16 protein-coding genes are annotated in these 17617 nt (G+C 66.8%); all 16 read right to left on the bottom strand.

Annotated features, from left to right (window positions below):
* Positions 1 to 4: 4 nt before the first annotated feature.
* Entirely contained in the window at positions 5 to 889 is an 885-nt protein-coding gene (locus AOQ71_RS39575) for an amidohydrolase family protein (protein WP_057758790.1), read from the bottom strand.
* Entirely contained in the window at positions 886 to 2007 is a 1122-nt protein-coding gene (locus AOQ71_RS39570; RefSeq protein WP_057758788.1) for a vWA domain-containing protein, read from the bottom strand. Before AOQ71_RS39570 ends, AOQ71_RS39575 begins: the two co-directional genes overlap by 4 nt.
* On the bottom strand, positions 2004 to 2885 hold the full coding sequence (locus AOQ71_RS39565) for an AAA family ATPase (protein WP_057758787.1): 882 nt from the start codon (positions 2883 to 2885) through the stop codon (positions 2004 to 2006). The genes AOQ71_RS39570 and AOQ71_RS39565 overlap by 4 nt, the downstream gene beginning before the upstream one ends.
* A 12-nt stretch (positions 2886 to 2897) precedes the next feature.
* Positions 2898 to 3920, bottom strand: coding sequence for a xanthine dehydrogenase family protein molybdopterin-binding subunit (locus AOQ71_RS39560; protein WP_057758785.1), 1023 nt, complete (start codon positions 3918 to 3920; stop codon positions 2898 to 2900).
* Positions 3921 to 5513, bottom strand: a complete 1593-nt coding sequence (locus AOQ71_RS39555) for a xanthine dehydrogenase family protein molybdopterin-binding subunit (protein ID WP_057758782.1) — start codon at positions 5511 to 5513, stop codon at positions 3921 to 3923. It abuts the gene before it with no gap.
* A 12-nt stretch (positions 5514 to 5525) separates the two neighbouring features.
* A complete protein-coding gene (locus AOQ71_RS39550) occupies positions 5526 to 6002 on the bottom strand; it encodes a (2Fe-2S)-binding protein (RefSeq protein ID WP_057758780.1) in 477 nt (158 codons plus the stop codon).
* 6 nt (positions 6003 to 6008) lie between these two features.
* Positions 6009 to 6827 (bottom strand): FAD binding domain-containing protein, encoded by an 819-nt coding sequence (locus AOQ71_RS39545; protein WP_057758777.1) that lies wholly within the window; start codon positions 6825 to 6827, stop codon positions 6009 to 6011.
* Positions 6828 to 7271: an SRPBCC family protein gene (locus AOQ71_RS39540; RefSeq protein WP_057758775.1), complete on the bottom strand. Its 444-nt coding sequence runs from the start codon at positions 7269 to 7271 to the stop codon at positions 6828 to 6830. It lies immediately after the preceding gene.
* 5 nt (positions 7272 to 7276) lie between these two features.
* Positions 7277 to 7714, bottom strand: a complete 438-nt coding sequence (locus AOQ71_RS39535; protein ID WP_057758773.1) for an SRPBCC family protein — start codon at positions 7712 to 7714, stop codon at positions 7277 to 7279.
* A 10-nt stretch (positions 7715 to 7724) separates the two neighbouring features.
* Positions 7725 to 10622 carry a flotillin family protein gene (locus tag AOQ71_RS39530; RefSeq protein WP_057758771.1) on the bottom strand — a complete coding sequence of 966 codons (2898 nt, stop codon included), beginning with the start codon at positions 10620 to 10622 and terminating at the stop codon, positions 7725 to 7727.
* Between the two features lie 27 nt (positions 10623 to 10649).
* A complete protein-coding gene (locus AOQ71_RS39525; protein ID WP_057758769.1) occupies positions 10650 to 11483 on the bottom strand; it encodes a phosphoenolpyruvate hydrolase family protein in 834 nt (277 codons plus the stop codon).
* A gap of 3 nt (positions 11484 to 11486) precedes the next feature.
* On the bottom strand, positions 11487 to 13703 hold the full coding sequence (locus tag AOQ71_RS39520) for an ABC transporter permease (protein ID WP_057758767.1): 2217 nt from the start codon (positions 13701 to 13703) through the stop codon (positions 11487 to 11489).
* Positions 13696 to 14478 (bottom strand): ABC transporter ATP-binding protein, encoded by a 783-nt coding sequence (locus AOQ71_RS39515; protein ID WP_057758765.1) that lies wholly within the window; start codon positions 14476 to 14478, stop codon positions 13696 to 13698. Before AOQ71_RS39515 ends, AOQ71_RS39520 begins: the two co-directional genes overlap by 8 nt.
* Positions 14471 to 15559: a branched-chain amino acid ABC transporter permease gene (locus tag AOQ71_RS39510; protein ID WP_057758763.1), complete on the bottom strand. Its 1089-nt coding sequence runs from the start codon at positions 15557 to 15559 to the stop codon at positions 14471 to 14473. Before AOQ71_RS39510 ends, AOQ71_RS39515 begins: the two co-directional genes overlap by 8 nt.
* 1 nt (position 15560) lies before the next feature.
* The gene (locus AOQ71_RS39505; RefSeq protein WP_057758761.1) at positions 15561 to 16571 is read right to left on the bottom strand and encodes a branched-chain amino acid ABC transporter permease; all 1011 of its coding nucleotides are present in this window, start codon (positions 16569 to 16571) and stop codon (positions 15561 to 15563) included.
* 197 nt (positions 16572 to 16768) lie between these two features.
* A complete protein-coding gene (locus AOQ71_RS39500; protein WP_057758760.1) occupies positions 16769 to 17596 on the bottom strand; it encodes a helix-turn-helix domain-containing protein in 828 nt (275 codons plus the stop codon).
* Between the last annotated feature and the right edge of the window lie 21 nt (positions 17597 to 17617).

Below are 17617 nucleotides of genomic sequence, written 5' to 3'. Positions count from 1 at the left end.
TCGTTCAAAGTCGATAGACGCGTGTCGCCGTAGCTCGGAAGATTGCATCCCGTTGCTCGGCGCTCAGCGGCGCGGCCGCCGCGCGAAAGGTCTCAACGAGCTCGCGATAGCTGGTCCACAATTTCTCGATCGGGAAATTCGAGCCGAACAGGCAGCGCTCGGCGCCGAAGATCGCGACGGTGTCGGCGACGACGGCGGCGATATGCGCGGGGTCGTTGCGATGGATGAAGGTGCCGAGGCCGGAGAGCTTCGAGACGACATTCGGACATGCGGCGAGCCGGGCCATGCCGGCGCGCCAGGCGGCGCGGCCCGCTGGCGAAAGGTCTTCGAGCATGCCGGCATGCTGGAGGATGAAGGTCACCTTGGGGCAGGAGTCGGCGAGATGCGCGGCATCCGGCATCTGCGGCGTGAAAACCTGCAGATCGAAGCTCCAGCCATAACCGGCGAGACGCGCGACGTTGCGGCGGACCACGGGATCGATGCAGAGATCGGGCTTGGCCGCGAAGCGATAGAGCGGATTTTCGTGCCAATGCAGCTGCATGCGCACGCCGCGCACCAGGGAATAGCGCTTGAGGCGGTCAAGCTGCGGACGGACATCGTCCACGGCGAAATTCGCATAAGCGACGATGGCGTGCGGCCAGCCGTGCTCATCGGCGGTCCGCTGCACCCAGGCCGCCTCGTCTTCGAAACGGTCATTGGCCCAATTGGTCTGGACATAGACCGAGCGGGTCACGCCGGTGTCCTTGAGGTCGTCGAGATATTCCTCGATCGGATAATCGCGCCGGATCGCCTCGTAAGGTCCGAAGATGCGCGGCTGCATCGGGCCGACCAGCCAGGGCAGATCGGCCTGCCGCCAGATATGATGATGGCCGTCGACAATCTCGCTCACGCCACTCTCCTTCGTCCCAAGGCCAGGACATGCGCGACGATCGACGCGCTCGATCCACCGTCGACGAGATCATCGACAAAGCGCTCGATGGCAACGAGCGCCTCGGTCTGCGGCCGAAAGCCGGGTCCGGTCGCCAGTGGCGTCAGCCAGCTCACGCGCCAGGCCCGCCGCGACAGCTTTGCCACCGCATCACGCAACGCATCGGGCTCGCCGCGCTCCAGCCCGTCCGATATGACGACCACGGCCGCCCCGCGCGCATAGCTGCCGAAGCGGGGCACCGCTAGGAAGGCTTGGAGCGCATCGCCAATGCGGGTGCCGCCATCCCAATCGCTGACGAGATGCGCGGCCGCGCTCAGCGCCTGCTCGCGGCGCTTCAGCCGCAGCGCGCGGGTGACGCGGGTCAGCCGGGTGCCGAAGGTGAAGACCTCGACATTGGGCGCGGCCTGCACCAGCGCATGCGCCAGCTTCATGTTCTCTTCGGTGCGGCTCTTCATCGAACCGGAGACGTCAATCAGCAGCAGGAATTTTCGCGGCCGCTGGCGCCGCTTCATATGCCCGAGCCGCAGGATCTCGCCGTCGCTGCGGACGGAGTCGCGCAAGGTACGGCGAAGATCGGCAAACGGCCCGCGGCGCGCGCGCATGCGGCGGTGGCCACGCCGCCTGGGCAGGCGCCTTGGCGCTTCGCGGGACAGCCGGCGGAGCGCATCCGTAGTGGAGAGCTGCGCGAAGCGTCGCTGGACCAGCGCCTCGGTGCGCGTTGCAGTCAGGCCGGATTCGTTGGCGTCGTCGGAGCGCAGCGGCTCCTCGTCGCCGCGTCCTTCCTCCTGGAGCCGCACGGTCTCGTCGTCCTCGCCGTCATCGGCATGCTCGATCGCCTCACCGCCGCGGAAGTGAAGGTCGAACAGGCGGTCGAACGTCGTGCGGCGTTCGGGCGGCGGGGCGAGGGTGGCGAGTGCTGCCTGCCTGATATCGCCGAGGTCGCGCGGGCCGAGCAGCTCGATCGCGGTGAGGAACGCGGTGGTTTGTTCCGGCGCGACGGCAAAGGCGTTGGCACGCAGCAATGCGACGAAGGAGACGAAGATGCGGGCGGCGCGCGGCAGTCGGGGCTCGGTGCTCATGCGGTCGCCTCCGCGAGCATGGCGTCGAGCCGGGGCGAGATGAAGTGCAGATCCTCCTCGTCCTTCAGCGCGACGCCAATCGATCGCTTGAACGCATCGGGCCAGCGCGCACCGCCCTTGTGCAGCAGCGTTGCGGCCTCGGCCCAATCCACGGCCTCGGCGATGCCAGGCGCCTTGCTCAGCGGCTCGCGCCGGAGCTTGCCGACCGCCGCGACGACGGCCCGCGCGGTCGCTTCGGCGACGCTGGAGGCGCGCAGCATCACGATGCGGGCCTCGCGCGCTTCGTTGGGATAGTCGATCCAGTGATAGACGCAGCGGCGGCGCAACGCTTCGTGCAGGTCGCGCGTCCGGTTCGATGTCAGGACGACGACGGGGCGTTCGGCAGCACGCACGGTGCCGCGCTCGGGGATCGAGATCTGGAAGTCGGAGAGGAATTCCAGCAGGAAAGCCTCGAACTCCTGGTCGGCGCGGTCGACTTCGTCGATCAGCAGCACAGTCGAGTCCGGGGCTCGCAAAGCCGCCAGCATCGGCCGCTCGATCAGGAATGTCTCGCCGTAGATGTCGATGCTCTCGTCGCCGGCCTGGCGGATCGCAAGCATCTGGCGCGGATAGTTCCACTCGTAGAGTGCAGCGGAGGCGTCGATGCCCTCGTAGCATTGCAGGCGGATCAGACGGCGGCCGAGCACGGCTGCGATGGCCTTTGCGGCCTCCGTTTTGCCGACACCCGGCGCGCCCTCGAGCAGCAACGGCTTGCCGAGCGCAAGGCCCAGATAGGCCGCGGTCGCAAGGCCTTCGTCGGCGAGGTAATAGGCAGCGCGCAGCGCTTTCTCCAGCGCCTCCGGGCTGTCGATGCCGACGATGTTGCTGCGGACCGGCATGAGCCAAAACCTCTAGCGCCGCGCCTGCGGCCGCGCGCCGCCCTGGGCTTTGATCGCGCGCAGCACCTTTTCCGGCGTGATCGGCAGGTCGTCGATGCGCACGCCGACCGCGTTGAAGATTGCGTTGGCGACTGCCGGCAGCACCGGGTTCGCGCACATCTCGCCGGGCCCCTTGGCGCCGTACGGACCGTCCGGGGCGGGGCGCTCCAGCACGGCGATATCGTGCGGGCAGATGTCGCCGGGCCCGGGCATCAGATATTCGACGAAGTCGCGCGGGCCATGCACCGGCTCGGGATAATACGGCTCGGGCGTCTCATACAGCGCGTGGCTGACGCCCATCCAGGCGCCGCCGACGAGCTGCTGCTCGACCAGCCGCGGATTGAGCGCGCGGCCGAGCTCATAGGCCGAGTCCATTCGCACCATGGCGACCTCGCCGGTCTCGTCGTCGACCTCCACCTCGGCGACAAGACAGGCATGCGCGTAGCAGGTCGCGGGCGACATCTCGCCGGTCTCCGGATTCACTTCGGAGAGCGGCACGAGAAAAATTCCGCGGCCGGAAATGGTCTTGCCCTGCTTGAACTGGGCCGCGATTGCGACGTCCTTGGTCGAGATCGAACGGTGCGGCGCGCCCTTGACGTGGATGTTGCCGCGCCCGTCGGTATCGAGGTCGGCGGCGTTGACCTCCAGCTCCTCGGCGGCGGCTTCCATCATCACGCCACGGGCTTCGCGGGCGGCTGCCATCACCGCATTGCCGACGCGATGCGTTCCGCGCGAGGCGAAGGAGCCCATGCAATGCGGGCCGGTGTCCGAGTCGGCCGTGTCGACATAGACGTCCTCCACCGGTACGCCCAGCGTCTCCGCACAGATTTGCCGCGTCACCGATTTCATGCCCTGTCCGAGGTCGATCGAGGACAGCGCGACCGTGAACTTGCCGCTCGGATTGGAATGCACCAGCGCCTGGCTGGGATCGCCGCCGAGATTCATGCCGATGGGATAGTTGATCGAGGCCATGCCCCGTCCGCGATGCCGGGTCATCTAGCGCCTCCTGGTGCCGAAGACTGAGGAGAAGCGGGTCGCGCCATGCGAGGGCGCGGCGGGCGGCGGCGAAGGCGGCGTCGGAGCCGGCGGAGGCGGATCGCGCGGCGGTTCGCGGGTGACGGTCGGTGGCAGCCGGTCGTAGCTGGTGCGCTGCTGCACCGGAGCCGCTGGCCGTACGCGTGAGTCTGCCGGTGTCGGCGGGATCATGGCGCGGCTGCCGCCGCCGTCCTTGCGCGAGGATGCCCGCCTGAACTCCTCGCGCAGCGGCCATTTGGCCTTTTCAGCCGCGACCTGCACGCATTCGATCAGCGCCGTGTTCTTGGCCTCGCGCCGGTGCGCCTTCATGTCGCCGTCGCGATAGGCGTTGAGGATCCGGAACTCCATCGGATCCATGTTGATGAGGTGCGCCAGCTTGTCCATCTGGCACTCGATGGCAAAATCCATTGCGGTGACGCCGAAGCCGCGCATGGCGGTCGCCGGCGTGCGGTTGGTGAAGACGCAATAGACGTCACCATAGACATTCGGGATGGTGTAGGGGCCCGGCAGATGCGCGGCGCATTTCACCGCGGCGTAGCTGGAGAGGCGGGTATAGGCGCCGCTGTCGAAATAGGCGCGGATCTTGCGCGCGACGATGCGGCCGTCGCGCATCACGCCGTCCTTGATGTAGATGCGCTCGGCGCCGCGCGGCGGGCCATATTGCATCTCCTCCTCGCGCCCGAACACGTAGCGCACGGGCTTTCCGGTCAGCATGGCGCCGAGGATGGCAAGCGGCTCGGTCAGCGTGTCGACCTTGCCGCCAAAGCCGCCGCCGACGGTGCCGCCGATGAAATGGAAGGTGTTGGACGGCACGTTCAGAATCTTGGCGCAGGTATCGACCGAAAAGAACAGCGCCTGGGTCGAGGTATAGACGATATAGCGACCGTTGGTGTCGGGCGCAGCGATCGCGCCGTTGGTCTCGGTCGGCGCGTGCTCGATCGGCGACATCTGGTAACGTTGTTCCAGCACATGATCGGCGGTCCCCAGCGCCGCATCGGCATCGCCGAAGCGCAGCCGCTGGTGATCGTAGGTCTCGTGATAGGTGAAGGTGTTTTTGGGATAGGTTTCGTTGACGACAGGTGCGCCGGGCTTCAGCGCGTCCTCGACGTCGAACACCGCCGGCAGCGGCTCGTAGTCGATCCTGACTTTCGCGATCGCCTCAAAGGCCTCGCGCTCGCTGTCGGCGACGATGGCGATAACAGGCTCGCCCTTGTAGCGGACCTTATCGACCGCCAGCGAGGGCTCGTCGTCCTTGCCGAAATTGATCAGGCTGAGCAGCGTGTTCAGATTGACCGGCACATCGGCGCCCCTGATGATCCGGCGCACGCCGGCCGAGCGCTCAGCCTCCGTCGTGTCGATGCGGCGAATGCGTGCATGCGCCTGCGTCGACCGCACGACCTTCAGATGCAACATGCCCTGAAGCTTGTGATCGTTGAAATAGCTCGACGTGCCCGTGACATGTCCGAGCATGTCCTGCCGCTGCGTGCCCTTGCCGATTTCCTTTAAATTATCGTCGCGCTCGTCGGCGAAGATGTCCTTGCGCAGTTCCAGCATGGTCGCGTTCCCTTACGCGCTGACCCGGCCGCCGGCGGCGGCGAGGATGGCATTGATGATCGGCTCATAGCCGGTGCAGCGGCAGATGTTGCCGGAGATGGCCTCGATGACCTCGTCGCGGCTCGGTGAGGGATTGCGGTCGAGCAAGGCCTTGGCGGCCATCAGCATGCCCGGCGTGCAATAACCGCACTGCGCGGCGAAATTGTCGGCAAAGGCGCGCTGCAGCGGATGCAGGTTCGGACCCTGCTTCATGCCGTCGAGCGTTTCGACGGCGCGGCCAGCGACCGTTTCCGCCAGCGTCAGGCAGGAGAGGTGGAGTTCGCCGTCGATCAGCACGCTGCAAGTGCCGCAGCCGCCCTGGCCGCAGCCGAATTTCGGCGTCATGTCGCCGATCAGCTCGCGCAGTGCCACCAGCAGATTGGTTCCGCCGTCGACGAAGATGGCGACGTCGCGGCCGTTGTGACGAAATTGAAGCGGGATCTTGGACATGGGGCTCTATTCCTGTCCCGACAGCAGGCGGCGCAGATGCACGCCGACGATCTCGCGGCGATACCAGGCGCTGCCGAGCGCATTGTCGGATGGTGATGTTCCCTCGGTGACGGCCGATGCGGCAGCGGCGATGGTCGCGGCATCCAGCGAACGTCCGTCCAGCGCACGCTCGGCGGCGCGGGCGCGGATCTGCGTCGGCGCCATCGAGCCGAGTGCGATCCGGGCGCCTGCGATACGGCCGCCCGAGATCGGCAGATGCGCGGCCAGCGTGATGACCGAGCCACCCTTCGGCTTGATGCGCGCAATCTTGCGATAGCGGAACGCCTCGGTGCTTGCTGGCCGGGTGCAGGAGATCGAGAGGACCAATGCCCCCGCCTGTCGGTCGCGCGCCTGCAAAAATTCCTCGATCGGAATGTCGCGCGAGCCAAAGCCGCCCGCGACGGCTACGGTCGCATCGAGCGCCAGCAGCGCGACGGTGAAATCGCCATAGGGGTTCGGCGCAAAAAGATTGCCGCCGACCGTTCCCATGTTGCGCACCGCTGGGCCACCGATCGATCTGGCCGGGGCGTGCAGGAAGCCGAGGTCGCGCTCGGCGAGGACACGAGCGAAGGTGACGCCGGCGCCCAACGTGATGCGCGGGCCGGACGCGTCGATCCGCGTCAGTGCCTGATCCTGGGCGCGGACCACCGTCGAGATCGAGACATCGCCCTCGTTCAGCGCCCGCATCACCAGCGTGCCGCCGCCGAGATAGCGGGCGCTGCGGTCCGAGGACAGCGCCCCGGCCGCCTCGCTGGCGCTGGCAAAAGTCTTCACTGTCACGGCCATCTAGGCGGCCTCCTTCAGGTGCCGGCGGATTGCATCGAACCCGGCCTGGTAAATGTCTTCGGCGACCATGTGGGTGATGCGGTCGCGGTCTTCCGGCCTGGTCGTGAAGCGCGACTCCCAGTGCCAGAAGGTGCGGTCGCCGTCAGTGACAGGCAGCAGGCGGACATGGGCGACGTAGTTGAACATCGGGATCGGGGTATCGAGCAGGCAGTAGCTGAAGCTTTGTTCGAGGTCGGACAGCGCCAGCAATTGCTCGCGCAGCTCGGCGCCGTCCTGCAGCTTGAACCGTCTGATGCAGCCGATCTTGTCGGACGAATTCGCGCGTTCGATCGAAGACGTCGCGACCGCCGGATGCCAGCGATCGTGCCCGTTGAAATCGCGCAGCAGTGCCCACGCTGCATCGGTGGGCGCGTCCAGGATGGTGCTTTTGACGATATGCGGCACTGATATCAGCCTCCGAACACACGCTTCAGCGCATCGAACCCGCCCTGGAACACACCGCCGCCGATGTCGCCGACAAGCTCGGTCTCGCGCTCCGGGGCGCAGTCGAACTCGGCGGTCCATTCCACAAAAGTCTGGTCGCCATCGGTGACGGGCGTCAGCCGCAAGGTCGCGACATAGTTCTCGACGCCCATCGGCGATTCCAGGATCGAATAGGTGCAGAACATGTCGTAGTCGGAGAGGCCGAGCAGCTTCTCGCGGATGCGGTCGCCGTTGCGCAGGCGAAAGTCGCGCACACATCCGATCTTGTCGGCGGGCTCGCCGCCCTCGATCCGGCTTTCGGCGATCGCGGGATGCCAGTTCGGCAGGCCGTTGAAATCGCGCACGCGCGCCCAGACGCGGTCGTTGCGCGCATTGACGACGGTGGAGACGTAGACGCGGGGCATGGGTGGGACCTCAGCTCTTCTTCCGCGGACCGCGCTCGGCGGGCGGCTCGCCGCCCTCGGCCGCGGGCGGGGCGCTGGCCTGCTTGTCGCCACCGCCCTTGCGCGCGGAATCCTTGATGCCCTGCATGTCGCGGGCCTCGCGGATCAGGCCCGGCATCTTGGCGAGGCTGCCGCCCTCGACGCCGATGTCGGACAGGATGGAGTCGATCAGCGGCGCCTGCACGCGGTAGCGCAGTGCCGAGTCGATCACCTCGTCGGTGGCGCTGCGGCCGCCATTGCCGCCGTGGCCGTTGCCGTTGAGGCCGTCGACCTGGAGGATGCGGATGCCCTCGATCTTCTCCATCGGCTTGACGCTCTCGCGCACGATGCCCTCGATCTTGTCGAGCAGCTTGCGGCGGAACAGCGAGTAGCGCGCCTGGTCCGTCAGCACGTTCTCGGCTTCGTTGAGCATCCGCTGCGCCTCAGCCTCGACGGCGGCGCGGACACGTTCGGCATCCGCGGCTATGCGGGTTTCCTCGGCCTGCTTCTCCGCGAGCAGCACCTCGACCGTCTTGCGGCGTTTTGCGATCTCGCTCTCGCGCGCCGTAACCACGCGCTCGGCGGCCTCGGTAGCCCGCATGCGGGCCTCTTCGGCCGCGGCGCGGGCGGCGGATTCTTCGAGCGATTTCTGATGAATGGCGATCGCCTTCTCCATCAAGACGGTCTCGACCTCCTTCTCGCGATTGACTTCGAGCTTGCGCAGTTCGCGCTCGCGGCCGATGCGGGCCTCGTCGAGGCCGCGATCGGAGGCGATGCGCGCGCGCTCCACTTCCTCGCGGGATGAGATTTCGGCCTCCTGCAGTGACTGGACGCGGGCGACCTCGAGCTGCTCGATGGCGCGGCGACGTTCGAGGCGGGCGGCTTCCAACGCCTGCTCGCGCGAGACGTCTGTAGTCTCGACGTCCCTGCGAGCGACGATCTCGGCCTGGCGGACCTGGCGATCCGCATCGATCCGTTCCGATTTCTTGGCGGAGAGGGCGATGACGCGGTCCTCGTCGGCGATCTCGATCGCCTTCTTCTGCTCGATGTTGAGCACCTCGCGCTTCTTGGACGAGTTGATCCGCTCGGCCTCGAGCGCGAGGTCGACCGTGATGCGCTGGCGTTCGATGGCATCGCGCCGCTTCAGCTCGGCGGCCTCCAGAATGCCGGTTCGTTCGATCTCCAGCGAACGCGTGTCGCGCTCGGCCTGGATGCGTTCGGCCGCCACCGCCTTCTCCTGGGCGATGCGCGCCGCCTCGATCGCCTCGCGGGAGGCGATATCGGCTTCTTCGACGGCGCGGTTGCGCGCGATCTCCAGCGAACGGACGCGCTCTTCCTGGGCGATGCGCGAGGCCTCGGTGGCCTCGCGTGCCGCGATGCCGGCGACTTCGAGGGTCTGGTTGCGCTCGATTTCGAGCTGTCGCGTGTTCTGCTCGGCGGCGATCCGTTCCGCGGCGAGCGTCCGTTCGCGGGCGATGCGGGCGGCTTCCACCGCACGCTGCGCCTCGATCTCGGCCTCCTGGATGGTGCGGACCTGCTGGATCTCCAGCGCGCGGGTGCGTTCGTCGGAGGAGATGCGTTCGACATTGACGATCAGCGTCTGCGCGATGCGCGCCTTCTCAGTGGCCTCGCGGGCGGCAATCTCGGCCTCGTCGACGGCGCGGGTGCGCTCGATCTCGCGGCGCCTTGTCTCCTCCTCATTGGCGATGCGGGCGTCGGTGACGACGCGGTCCTGCTGGATGCGGGCCTTCTCGATCGCCTCGCGGGCTGCGATCTCGGCCTCCTCGACCGTGCGCATCCGCTCGATCTCGCGCTGGCGGACCTCGCGTTCGCTGGCAATCCGCGTCGTATCGATCGAGCGTTGGTTGGCGATGCGGGTCTTCTCGATCTCCTCGCGCGCCAGCAGCTCCTTCTCCTCGATGGTCCGGGTGCGCTCGATCTCCTTCTGGCGGGTCTCGCGCTCGGAGGCGATGCGGGCCTCCGCGATCGCCTGCTCGTTGGCGATGCGCGAGCGCTCGATGGCCTCGCGCGCCGAGATCTGGGCCTGCTCGGCCTCGGTCTCGCGCAGTGCGCGTTCGCGGGCGACTTCGGTGCGCTGGAGCGCCCGGCGCATCTCGATGTCGCGCTCCTGCTCGAGCCGCGCGGTCTCGCTCTCGCGTTCGATTTCCAGCGCCTGCCGCTCGGCCTCCAGATTGCGGGCGCGGATCTTGATCATCGAGTCCTGCTCGATGTCGTTGCGCAGCTTGCGCCTTGCCTCGATGTCCTCCATCAGGCGGGTCAGACCTTCGGCGTCGAAGCGGTTCGACGGGTTGAAGAATTCGAGATCGGTCTGGTCGAGATCGGTGATGGCGACGGACTCGATCTCGAGGCCGTTGAGGGCAAGGGCCTCGGCCGCGTTGGTCTTGACCCGCGCGACATAGTCGCCGCGGCGCTCGTGCATCTCCTCCATGGTCATTTCCGAGGCAACCGAGCGGATGGCCGAGATGAACTTGCCGGCCAGCAATGTATGGAGCTGCCCCGGCTCCATGGTGCGGCGGCCGAGCGTGGCGGCGGCAATCGAGACGGCCTCGCGGGTCGGCTGCACCCGCACATAGAAATCTGCCTCGATGTCGACGCGCATGCGATCACGGGTGATCACGGCGTCCTGGCGCGAGCGCACGATGCCCATCGGCAGCACGTTCATGTTGACGGGCGTGTAGTCGTGAATGAACGGCAGCACGAAGGCACCGCCGTTGATCACCACGCGCTCGCCGAGGAAGCCGGTGCGGACGAACGACACCTCCTTGGAAGAGCGGTGGTAGAGCCAATTGACGATGTAGACGCCAACCACGATCACGATGATGGCGACGATCAGCCAGAGGATGAGCTCGCCGACCAGGATCCCTGACATGTTTCCCTCCCTCGATCTTGTAAGGCGTTACGGCGCGCCGATCGCCTTGAATTTGCGGACCTGTTCCGTCAATGCCCGCTCCACCGGCAGCCGCTCCATCGAGGAGGCGCCGTAGAAGCCGTGGCAGTAGCGGGTGTTCTTCATGATGAAATCGGCATCCGCGGGATCCGCGATCGGGCCGCCATGGGCGAGCACCAGAATGTCCGGGTTGACGCTGAGCGCCGCCGATGCCCAGGTGTCGATGCGTGCCGGGCAGTCGTTCAGCTTGGGCGCGGTCTGCGCGCCGATCGTGCCGCCGGTCGTGAGGCCCATGTGGCAGACGATGATATCGGCGCCGGCGATCGCCATCGCGGCGGCTTCCTTCTCGCTGAAGACGTAGGGCGTCGTCAGCAAATCCTTCTCGCGCGCCTTCGCAATCATGTCGATCTCCAGCGCGTAGGACATGCCGGTCTCTTCGAGGTTGGCGCGGAAGAGGCCGTCGATCAGTCCGACGGTTGGAAAATTCTGCACGCCGGCAAAGCCGAGTGCCTTGAGCTGGTCGAGGAACACATCCATGTCGCGGAATGGATCGGTGCCGTTCACGCCCGCGAGCACCGGCGTCTTGCTGACGATCGGCAGCACTTCGCCGGCCATTTCGACCACGATCGCGTTGGCGTCGCCATAGGGCATCAGCCCGGCAAGCGAGCCGCGGCCGGCCATGCGATAGCGGCCGGAATTGTAGATCACGATGAGATCGACGCCGCCGGCTTCCTCGCATTTGGCCGAAAGGCCGGTGCCGGCGCCGCCGCCGACGATCGGCTCGCCGCGCTTCGCCATGTCGCGAAATCGCTTCAGGAGTGCTGCGCGTTCAAACCGGGCCATCGGTCACCTCGCTGCTCTCCGGCGCGCCCCGGCGCGTCCGAACAGGGTTCGGAACGCGCTCACGATGGTCGAGGCGAACTCGGGATCGTTGATGTTCTGCTTGACGCGGATGAGTTGCCGGTTGCCGGTCGCACGCACCGTGCGTTCCAGCGTGCGGAACAAGGCAGCGTCGGCCGCGGGGTCCCAGAACGGCTGGCCACGCGCATCCAGCGCGGAGACGCCGCCCTCGGGCAGGAAGAAGCGCACCGGCCCGTCCATCTGGTTCAGCCGTTCGCCGATCCAGCGGCCCATGCGCTCGTTCTCGTCCGCTGTCGTGCGCATCAAGGTCACCTGCGGATTGTGGACGTGGAATTTGCGGCCGCGATAGCGCTCGGGGATGGTGTCGGGTGCGCCGAAATTGACCATGTCGAGCGCGCCGACCGAGCCGACATAGGGCAGGCGGGTGCGGACGATGGCGCCGAAACGATCTTCCGTCGCCGGAAACACGCCGCCCATCAAGAGGTCGCAGATCTCGGTGGTGGTGAGATCGATCACGCCGGCGAGCTGGCCGGAATCGACCAGCTTCTCCATCGATAGACCGCCGACGCCGGTGGCGTGGAAGACGAGGCATTCGAAATCGCCAGAGAGATCGGCCGCGATCTTCTGCACCGCTGGTGTCGTGACGCCGAACATGGTGATGCCGATCGAGGGCAAGCCGGCACTCGCGGCGCGCTCCTTGGCTTCGCGCTGGTCGAGGCGGGCCTTGACCATGCCGACGATGGCATTGGCGCCGTTCGAAAGCACCGCGCGCGAGATCGAATTGAGGCCCTGCACGTCGGTGACCGAATACATCATGGTGATGTCGGCGGGACCCACGTAAGGCGCGACATCGCCCGAGGCGACCGAGGAGATGATCAGTTTTGGCACGCCGACGGGGAGGGTACGCATGGCGGGGGCGACCAGCGATGCGGCGCCCGAACCGCCGGCCGAGATCACGCCGGCGATATTGCCCTGGCGCTTGATCCACTTGGCGAACGCGTCCGCCATCGCGGTGACAGCGGCGCCGCGGTCCGGGCCGAACACGGCCGAGCCGCCGCGGCCATGGTTCAGCGCGATCTCCTGCGCGGAGACGTCGCAGGTCGCGTGCTTGCCGGTGGTGGAGACGTCGACGAGCCGCGTGCGCAGCCCGCTCTCGCCAATGACGTCGCGGATGAAACGTAGCTCGGTGCCCTTGGTGTCGAGCGTGCCGACGACCAGAACGACCGGCGGACCCGAGGTCTGCGCCGTTATCGGCTCACGCTTGCGCCTCGCGGTCTCATCAAGACGCGCGACTTGCGTCGACAGCGTGCGCGCGGCGGCTTCGATGCGAGCGATCGGGACCGGCTGTGACCAGCGCGTCGGCGGCGTCGGATTGGAAATGTAGATGCGCATCGGGCCGCTGGTGCGTGCGGGCTGAGCGACAGGCTTTGCTTCGTCGCCCGCAGAAGGCACGTCGATGTCGGGCTCCAGCTCGGCATGCAGTCCGACACCGAGCAGGCGCTGCTGCAACGCGCGGTCGGCGGACAGCCGCGCAGAGTCGATGATGCGGTTGATGCGGCCGTTGACCATGATCGCGACGTTGCGCGAGATCGCGGTGGCGACGCCGATGTTCTGCTCGATCACGAGCACGGACATGTCGCCGTCCTCGCCGAGCTGCAGCAGCATCTCCTCGACCTGGGCGACGATGACGGGCGCAAGCCCTTCGGTCGGCTCGTCCATGATCAGCAATTGCGGATTGGTCAGCAGCGCGCGCGAGATCGCCAGCATCTGCTGCTCGCCGCCTGAGAGCTGGCCGCCGCCGTGATCCCGGCGTTCGGCAAGCCGCGGAAAGGTGTCGTAGATGCGCTCGACCGTCCAGGCGCCGGAGCGGATGCCGCCGGCGAGCCGCAGATGCTCGTCGACGCTGAGCGAGCGCCACAGCCGGCGGCCCTGCGGCACGTAGCCGACCCCGAGCCGCGCGATGTTCGCCGGCGGCCGCCGCGTGATATCTTCGCCGCGAACCCGGATCGAGCCGCCGCTGACCGGCACAAGCCCCATGATCGCCTTGCACAGCGTGGTCTTGCCCATGCCGTTGCGGCCGACCACGGAAAACACGCCGGCGTCGAGCGTGAGGTCGACACCCTGTAGCGCGTGCGAATGACCGTAGTAGACATCGAGGCCACGGACCTCGAGAGCGGCGGCACTGCGGCGGGCCTCACTCATGGCCGCCTCCGAGATAAAGCTCCTGCACCTCGGGATCGGACTGGATCTCCTCCGGCACGCCTTCCTTGAAGATGCGGCCATTGTGCATCATCGTCACGCTCTCGACGACGCGCAGCGCAACGTCCATGTCGTGCTCGATGATGATGTAGCCGATATGCGCGGGCAGTGAGGTCAGGATCTCCACCAGCTCGGCCCGCTCGGTCGGCGACAGGCCGGCGGCGGGCTCGTCGAACAGCACGAAGCGGGGGGCGCCTGCGAGCGCCAGGGCGATCTCGAGCTGGCGCTGCTGGCCGTGCGCGAGCTCGGCGACGCGCTGATCCCTAACCGCGCTCAAATGCACTGCCTGCACCAGATTGTCGGCCGCATGCATCAGCGCATCGTTCTGGCCGGGCCTCAGGAACGAGAAGCGTCCCCGCGAGACGCCGCGACAGGCGAGGTAGACATTGTCCTGCACGGTGAGGCCGGGGAATAGCGCGGAGATCTGGTAGGTGCGCCTGAGCCCGCGGCGGATGCGCTCATAGGGCGGGAAGTGCGTGACGTCCTCGCCGAAGAAGCGGATCGTGCCTGAGGTCGGCGGGAAGTCGCCGGTGATGCAGTTGAACAGCGTGGTCTTGCCGGCGCCGTTGGAGCCGAGCACGGCGCGCCGCTCGCCGGGGCGCACGGTGATGGTGACGTCGGTCAGCGCCGCCAGTGCGCCGAACAGCCGCGTCACGCCGCGCAGCTCCAGCGCTGCACCGGCTCCGACCGCGGAGAGGCGCCGGGCGACGCTATCCATGGCCGCGCCCTCCGTTCGGGCGATCCGACTGCGGACGCTGGCTCCTCCGCCAGCGCTGCCACAGGCCGATCACGCCATCCGACGACCAGAACACGATGGCAAGGAAGCCGAGCCCGATCAGCAGCCGGAAGCGGTTGCCGTCGAGCCCGATCTTGACCAGGAAGTCGAGCGCAAAGGTGCGTAGCAGCACGAACACCAGGGCGCCGATATAAGGACCGATCGGGCGGGTGATGCCGCCGACAATGGCGATGATCAGAATATCGATGCAGGCGCCGACGCTGACCGAGCCCGGCGAGATCTGGCGGTAGTTCCAGACCTGGAGCACGCCGGCGAGGCCCGCAATGAACGAAGCGACCGCGTAGGCGGCGACGCGGTGCGCATTGACGTTGAAGCCGAGCGCGGCCATGCGGCGCGGATTGTCGCGCACGCCCTGGAGCGCCAGGCCGAACGGCGCGCGGGAGATGTAGTCGACCCCGAAATAGCAGAGTGCGGCGATCGCGAGCACGACGTAGTAGAACGGAATGTCCGACCGCCAGTTGACGCCCCAGAAATGCGGCGTCGCGACGTTGTTGATGCCGGTATGACCGTTGAAGATCGCCCAGTTCTGGTTGGTGAAGTAGTAGAACGCGGCACCGATCGCCAGCGTGATCATGATTGTGTAGATGCCCTCGGTCCGCACCGCGAGCGCGCCGCCGAACGTGCCGAAGATGGTCGCGAGCGTCAGCGCCGTCGGCACCGCCAGCCACCACGGCCAGCCCAGGCTGATATTGGCGTTGTCGCTGGTGCCGAACACCGCGACCATGTAGGCGGCAAAGCCCGCGATGGTGAGCTGCATCAGGCTGACCATGCCGCCGTAGCCGGCGAGGAACATCAGGCTGAGCGCGATGGTGCCGAGCATCAGCGTGGTCGCAAAGATCTCGATCAGGAAGAAGCCGTTGGCGATCAGCGGCATGATCAGCAGGATCACCGCCACGATCCAGGCTGCGGGATTGTTGAGATCGGGCCAGCCGCGTGCGGCCTGCCGCTGCGCCGAGGAGGCGGGGCTGCGGATCTGAATGCGCGTATCGTGGGTGACGGACATGTCAGCGCCTCGCCAGCAGGCCCTGCGGCCGAAGCGCCAGCACCAGCACCATGATGAGGAAGGTCACGACGATGGCGTAGGTCGGGATGTAGACCGAGCCGAGCTGCTCGGCGAGGCCGATGATGAGCGCACCGAGCGCGGCGCCGGGGATCGAGCCCATGCCGCCGACGATCACAACGACGAGGGAGGCGAGCAGGAAGCGGATGTCCTCGCCGGGCGAGAGCGATTGGAAGGTGCCGCCGACGACGCCCGCGATACCGGCAAGCCCCGCGCCGAGCGCGAACACCAGCACGAAGACGATCTGGATGCGCACGCCGGTCGCTGCAAGGATGTCGCGATCGTCGACGCCGGCGCGGATGATCATGCCGATCCGGGTGCGGTTGAGCGCGAGCCACATCGCGATGCCGATGATGACAGAGGCCAGGAAGATCACGAGTCGCACCAGCGGATAGCGCAAGTAAACCGGTTCGCCGGAGGATTTCAGTGCGGTGATCAGCGGCAGCTCGACCGGACCGATCAGCCAGCTCGGGGTCTGGATCTGGTAGAAGTCGCCGCCGCAGGCCCACAGCATCAGGTCGGCGAACACGATCGAGAGTCCGATCGTCACCATGGTCTGGCGCAGATCCTGGCCCTCCATGCGGCGGAACACGAGCACCTGGAGCAGGATGCCAACCAGCGCCGTCAGGATGAAGGCGACAATGAAGGCGAGGATCCACGACCCGGTCGAGGCGCTGATGGCGTAGCCGACATAGCCGCCGAACAGATAGAGCGAGCCGTGCGCAAGGTTGACATTGCGCATCAGGCCGAAGATCAGCGTGAAGCCGCTGGCGACAAGGAAATAGAGACCGCCGAGCGTGATGCCGTTGAAGACCGCGTTGAGGAACACGCGCTTGCGGCCGATCGCATCTTCAAGCCCCGGCGGCCATACCGCAAAGATCAGCCACAGCACGACTGCGACCGCGATGATGACGATCAGCGCCCAGGCCGGATGACGCTCGACAAAGCGGGTCATGGCGTCTCCTCGCTCCGCTTGCGACGGGCGCCACGACACTTCTTATGCAGGTCGGACAGCCCTGTGCAGGCTGCGTACCGCGCCATGGATTTGCGTCCTCCCCGGACATGCGACCCTCTTTGCCGGGATCGCGTTCCGTCCATCCTAGTGGGGCGGAGAGAGAGGCATTTGATCGTGAGTATCTTTTCGCGCGTTCGTCAGCCGCGCAAAACCTTGGCCGCGCGGCGATAATCGGTCGGTGCCATCCCGACATTGGCGGCGAAGAAGCGGGTGAAGCCGCTCTGCGAGGAGAAGCCGAGATCGAAGCCGATATCGGCGATCGGGACCTCGCTTTCCACCAGCGCCTCCAGCGCCTGCTCCATCATCAACGTGTTGAGATAAAGGTGCGGCGTGACGCCGGTCTGGGTGCGGAACAGCCGGTAGAAATGCGGCCGCGACAGGCCGGATTCGCGTGCGATGGTGTCGAGCTCGATCTCCGCGCCGGGGCTCTCCGACATCATCTTGATGCACTTGCGGACGCGAAAATCGGTGATGGAACCGTTCGCGCGCAGATCGGGCGCGGTCTCGGCCTGGTGCCAGCTTTCGTCGTAGCAGCTATCGATCAGCCGTCGCAGCTCGCCATCGAGGCTGTTCAGCGAGGGGGCGCCGCACACGAGGGCTGCGGCGTGCCTGATCTGCTTGTCCAGCGCAGGCGATCGCGCGAACTGGGTGCGGCCGAAGCGCAGGCGGTCGGCGCCGGGCGCATCCGGCGCGAACCATTCCGGATTGACATAGAGCACGAAGAAGACGGCGCCGCCGTCGAGGTCGGTGGGAAGAAAATTATGCGGTTCCCATGGATTGACCGCGACGACTGAGCCTTCGGTGAGGTCGTAGCGTCCGTCGTTGACATCGATGCATGCGGAACGCCCGCCGACATGGAAGATCAAATGACCTTCGCGATGCGCGTGGATATTGAAAGGGCGGTTCAACTGATAGACCGTCGCCCGGCCGAAGCGGCCGTGGAAGACGGCGAGCGCCCGGCTCATGCCTTCCCTCCCAAAAGCTTT

Source organism: Bradyrhizobium manausense, assembly GCF_001440035.1.
GTDB lineage: Bacteria > Pseudomonadota > Alphaproteobacteria > Rhizobiales > Xanthobacteraceae > Bradyrhizobium > Bradyrhizobium manausense.
This window is presented reverse-complemented; position numbering and strand designations above follow the sequence as displayed.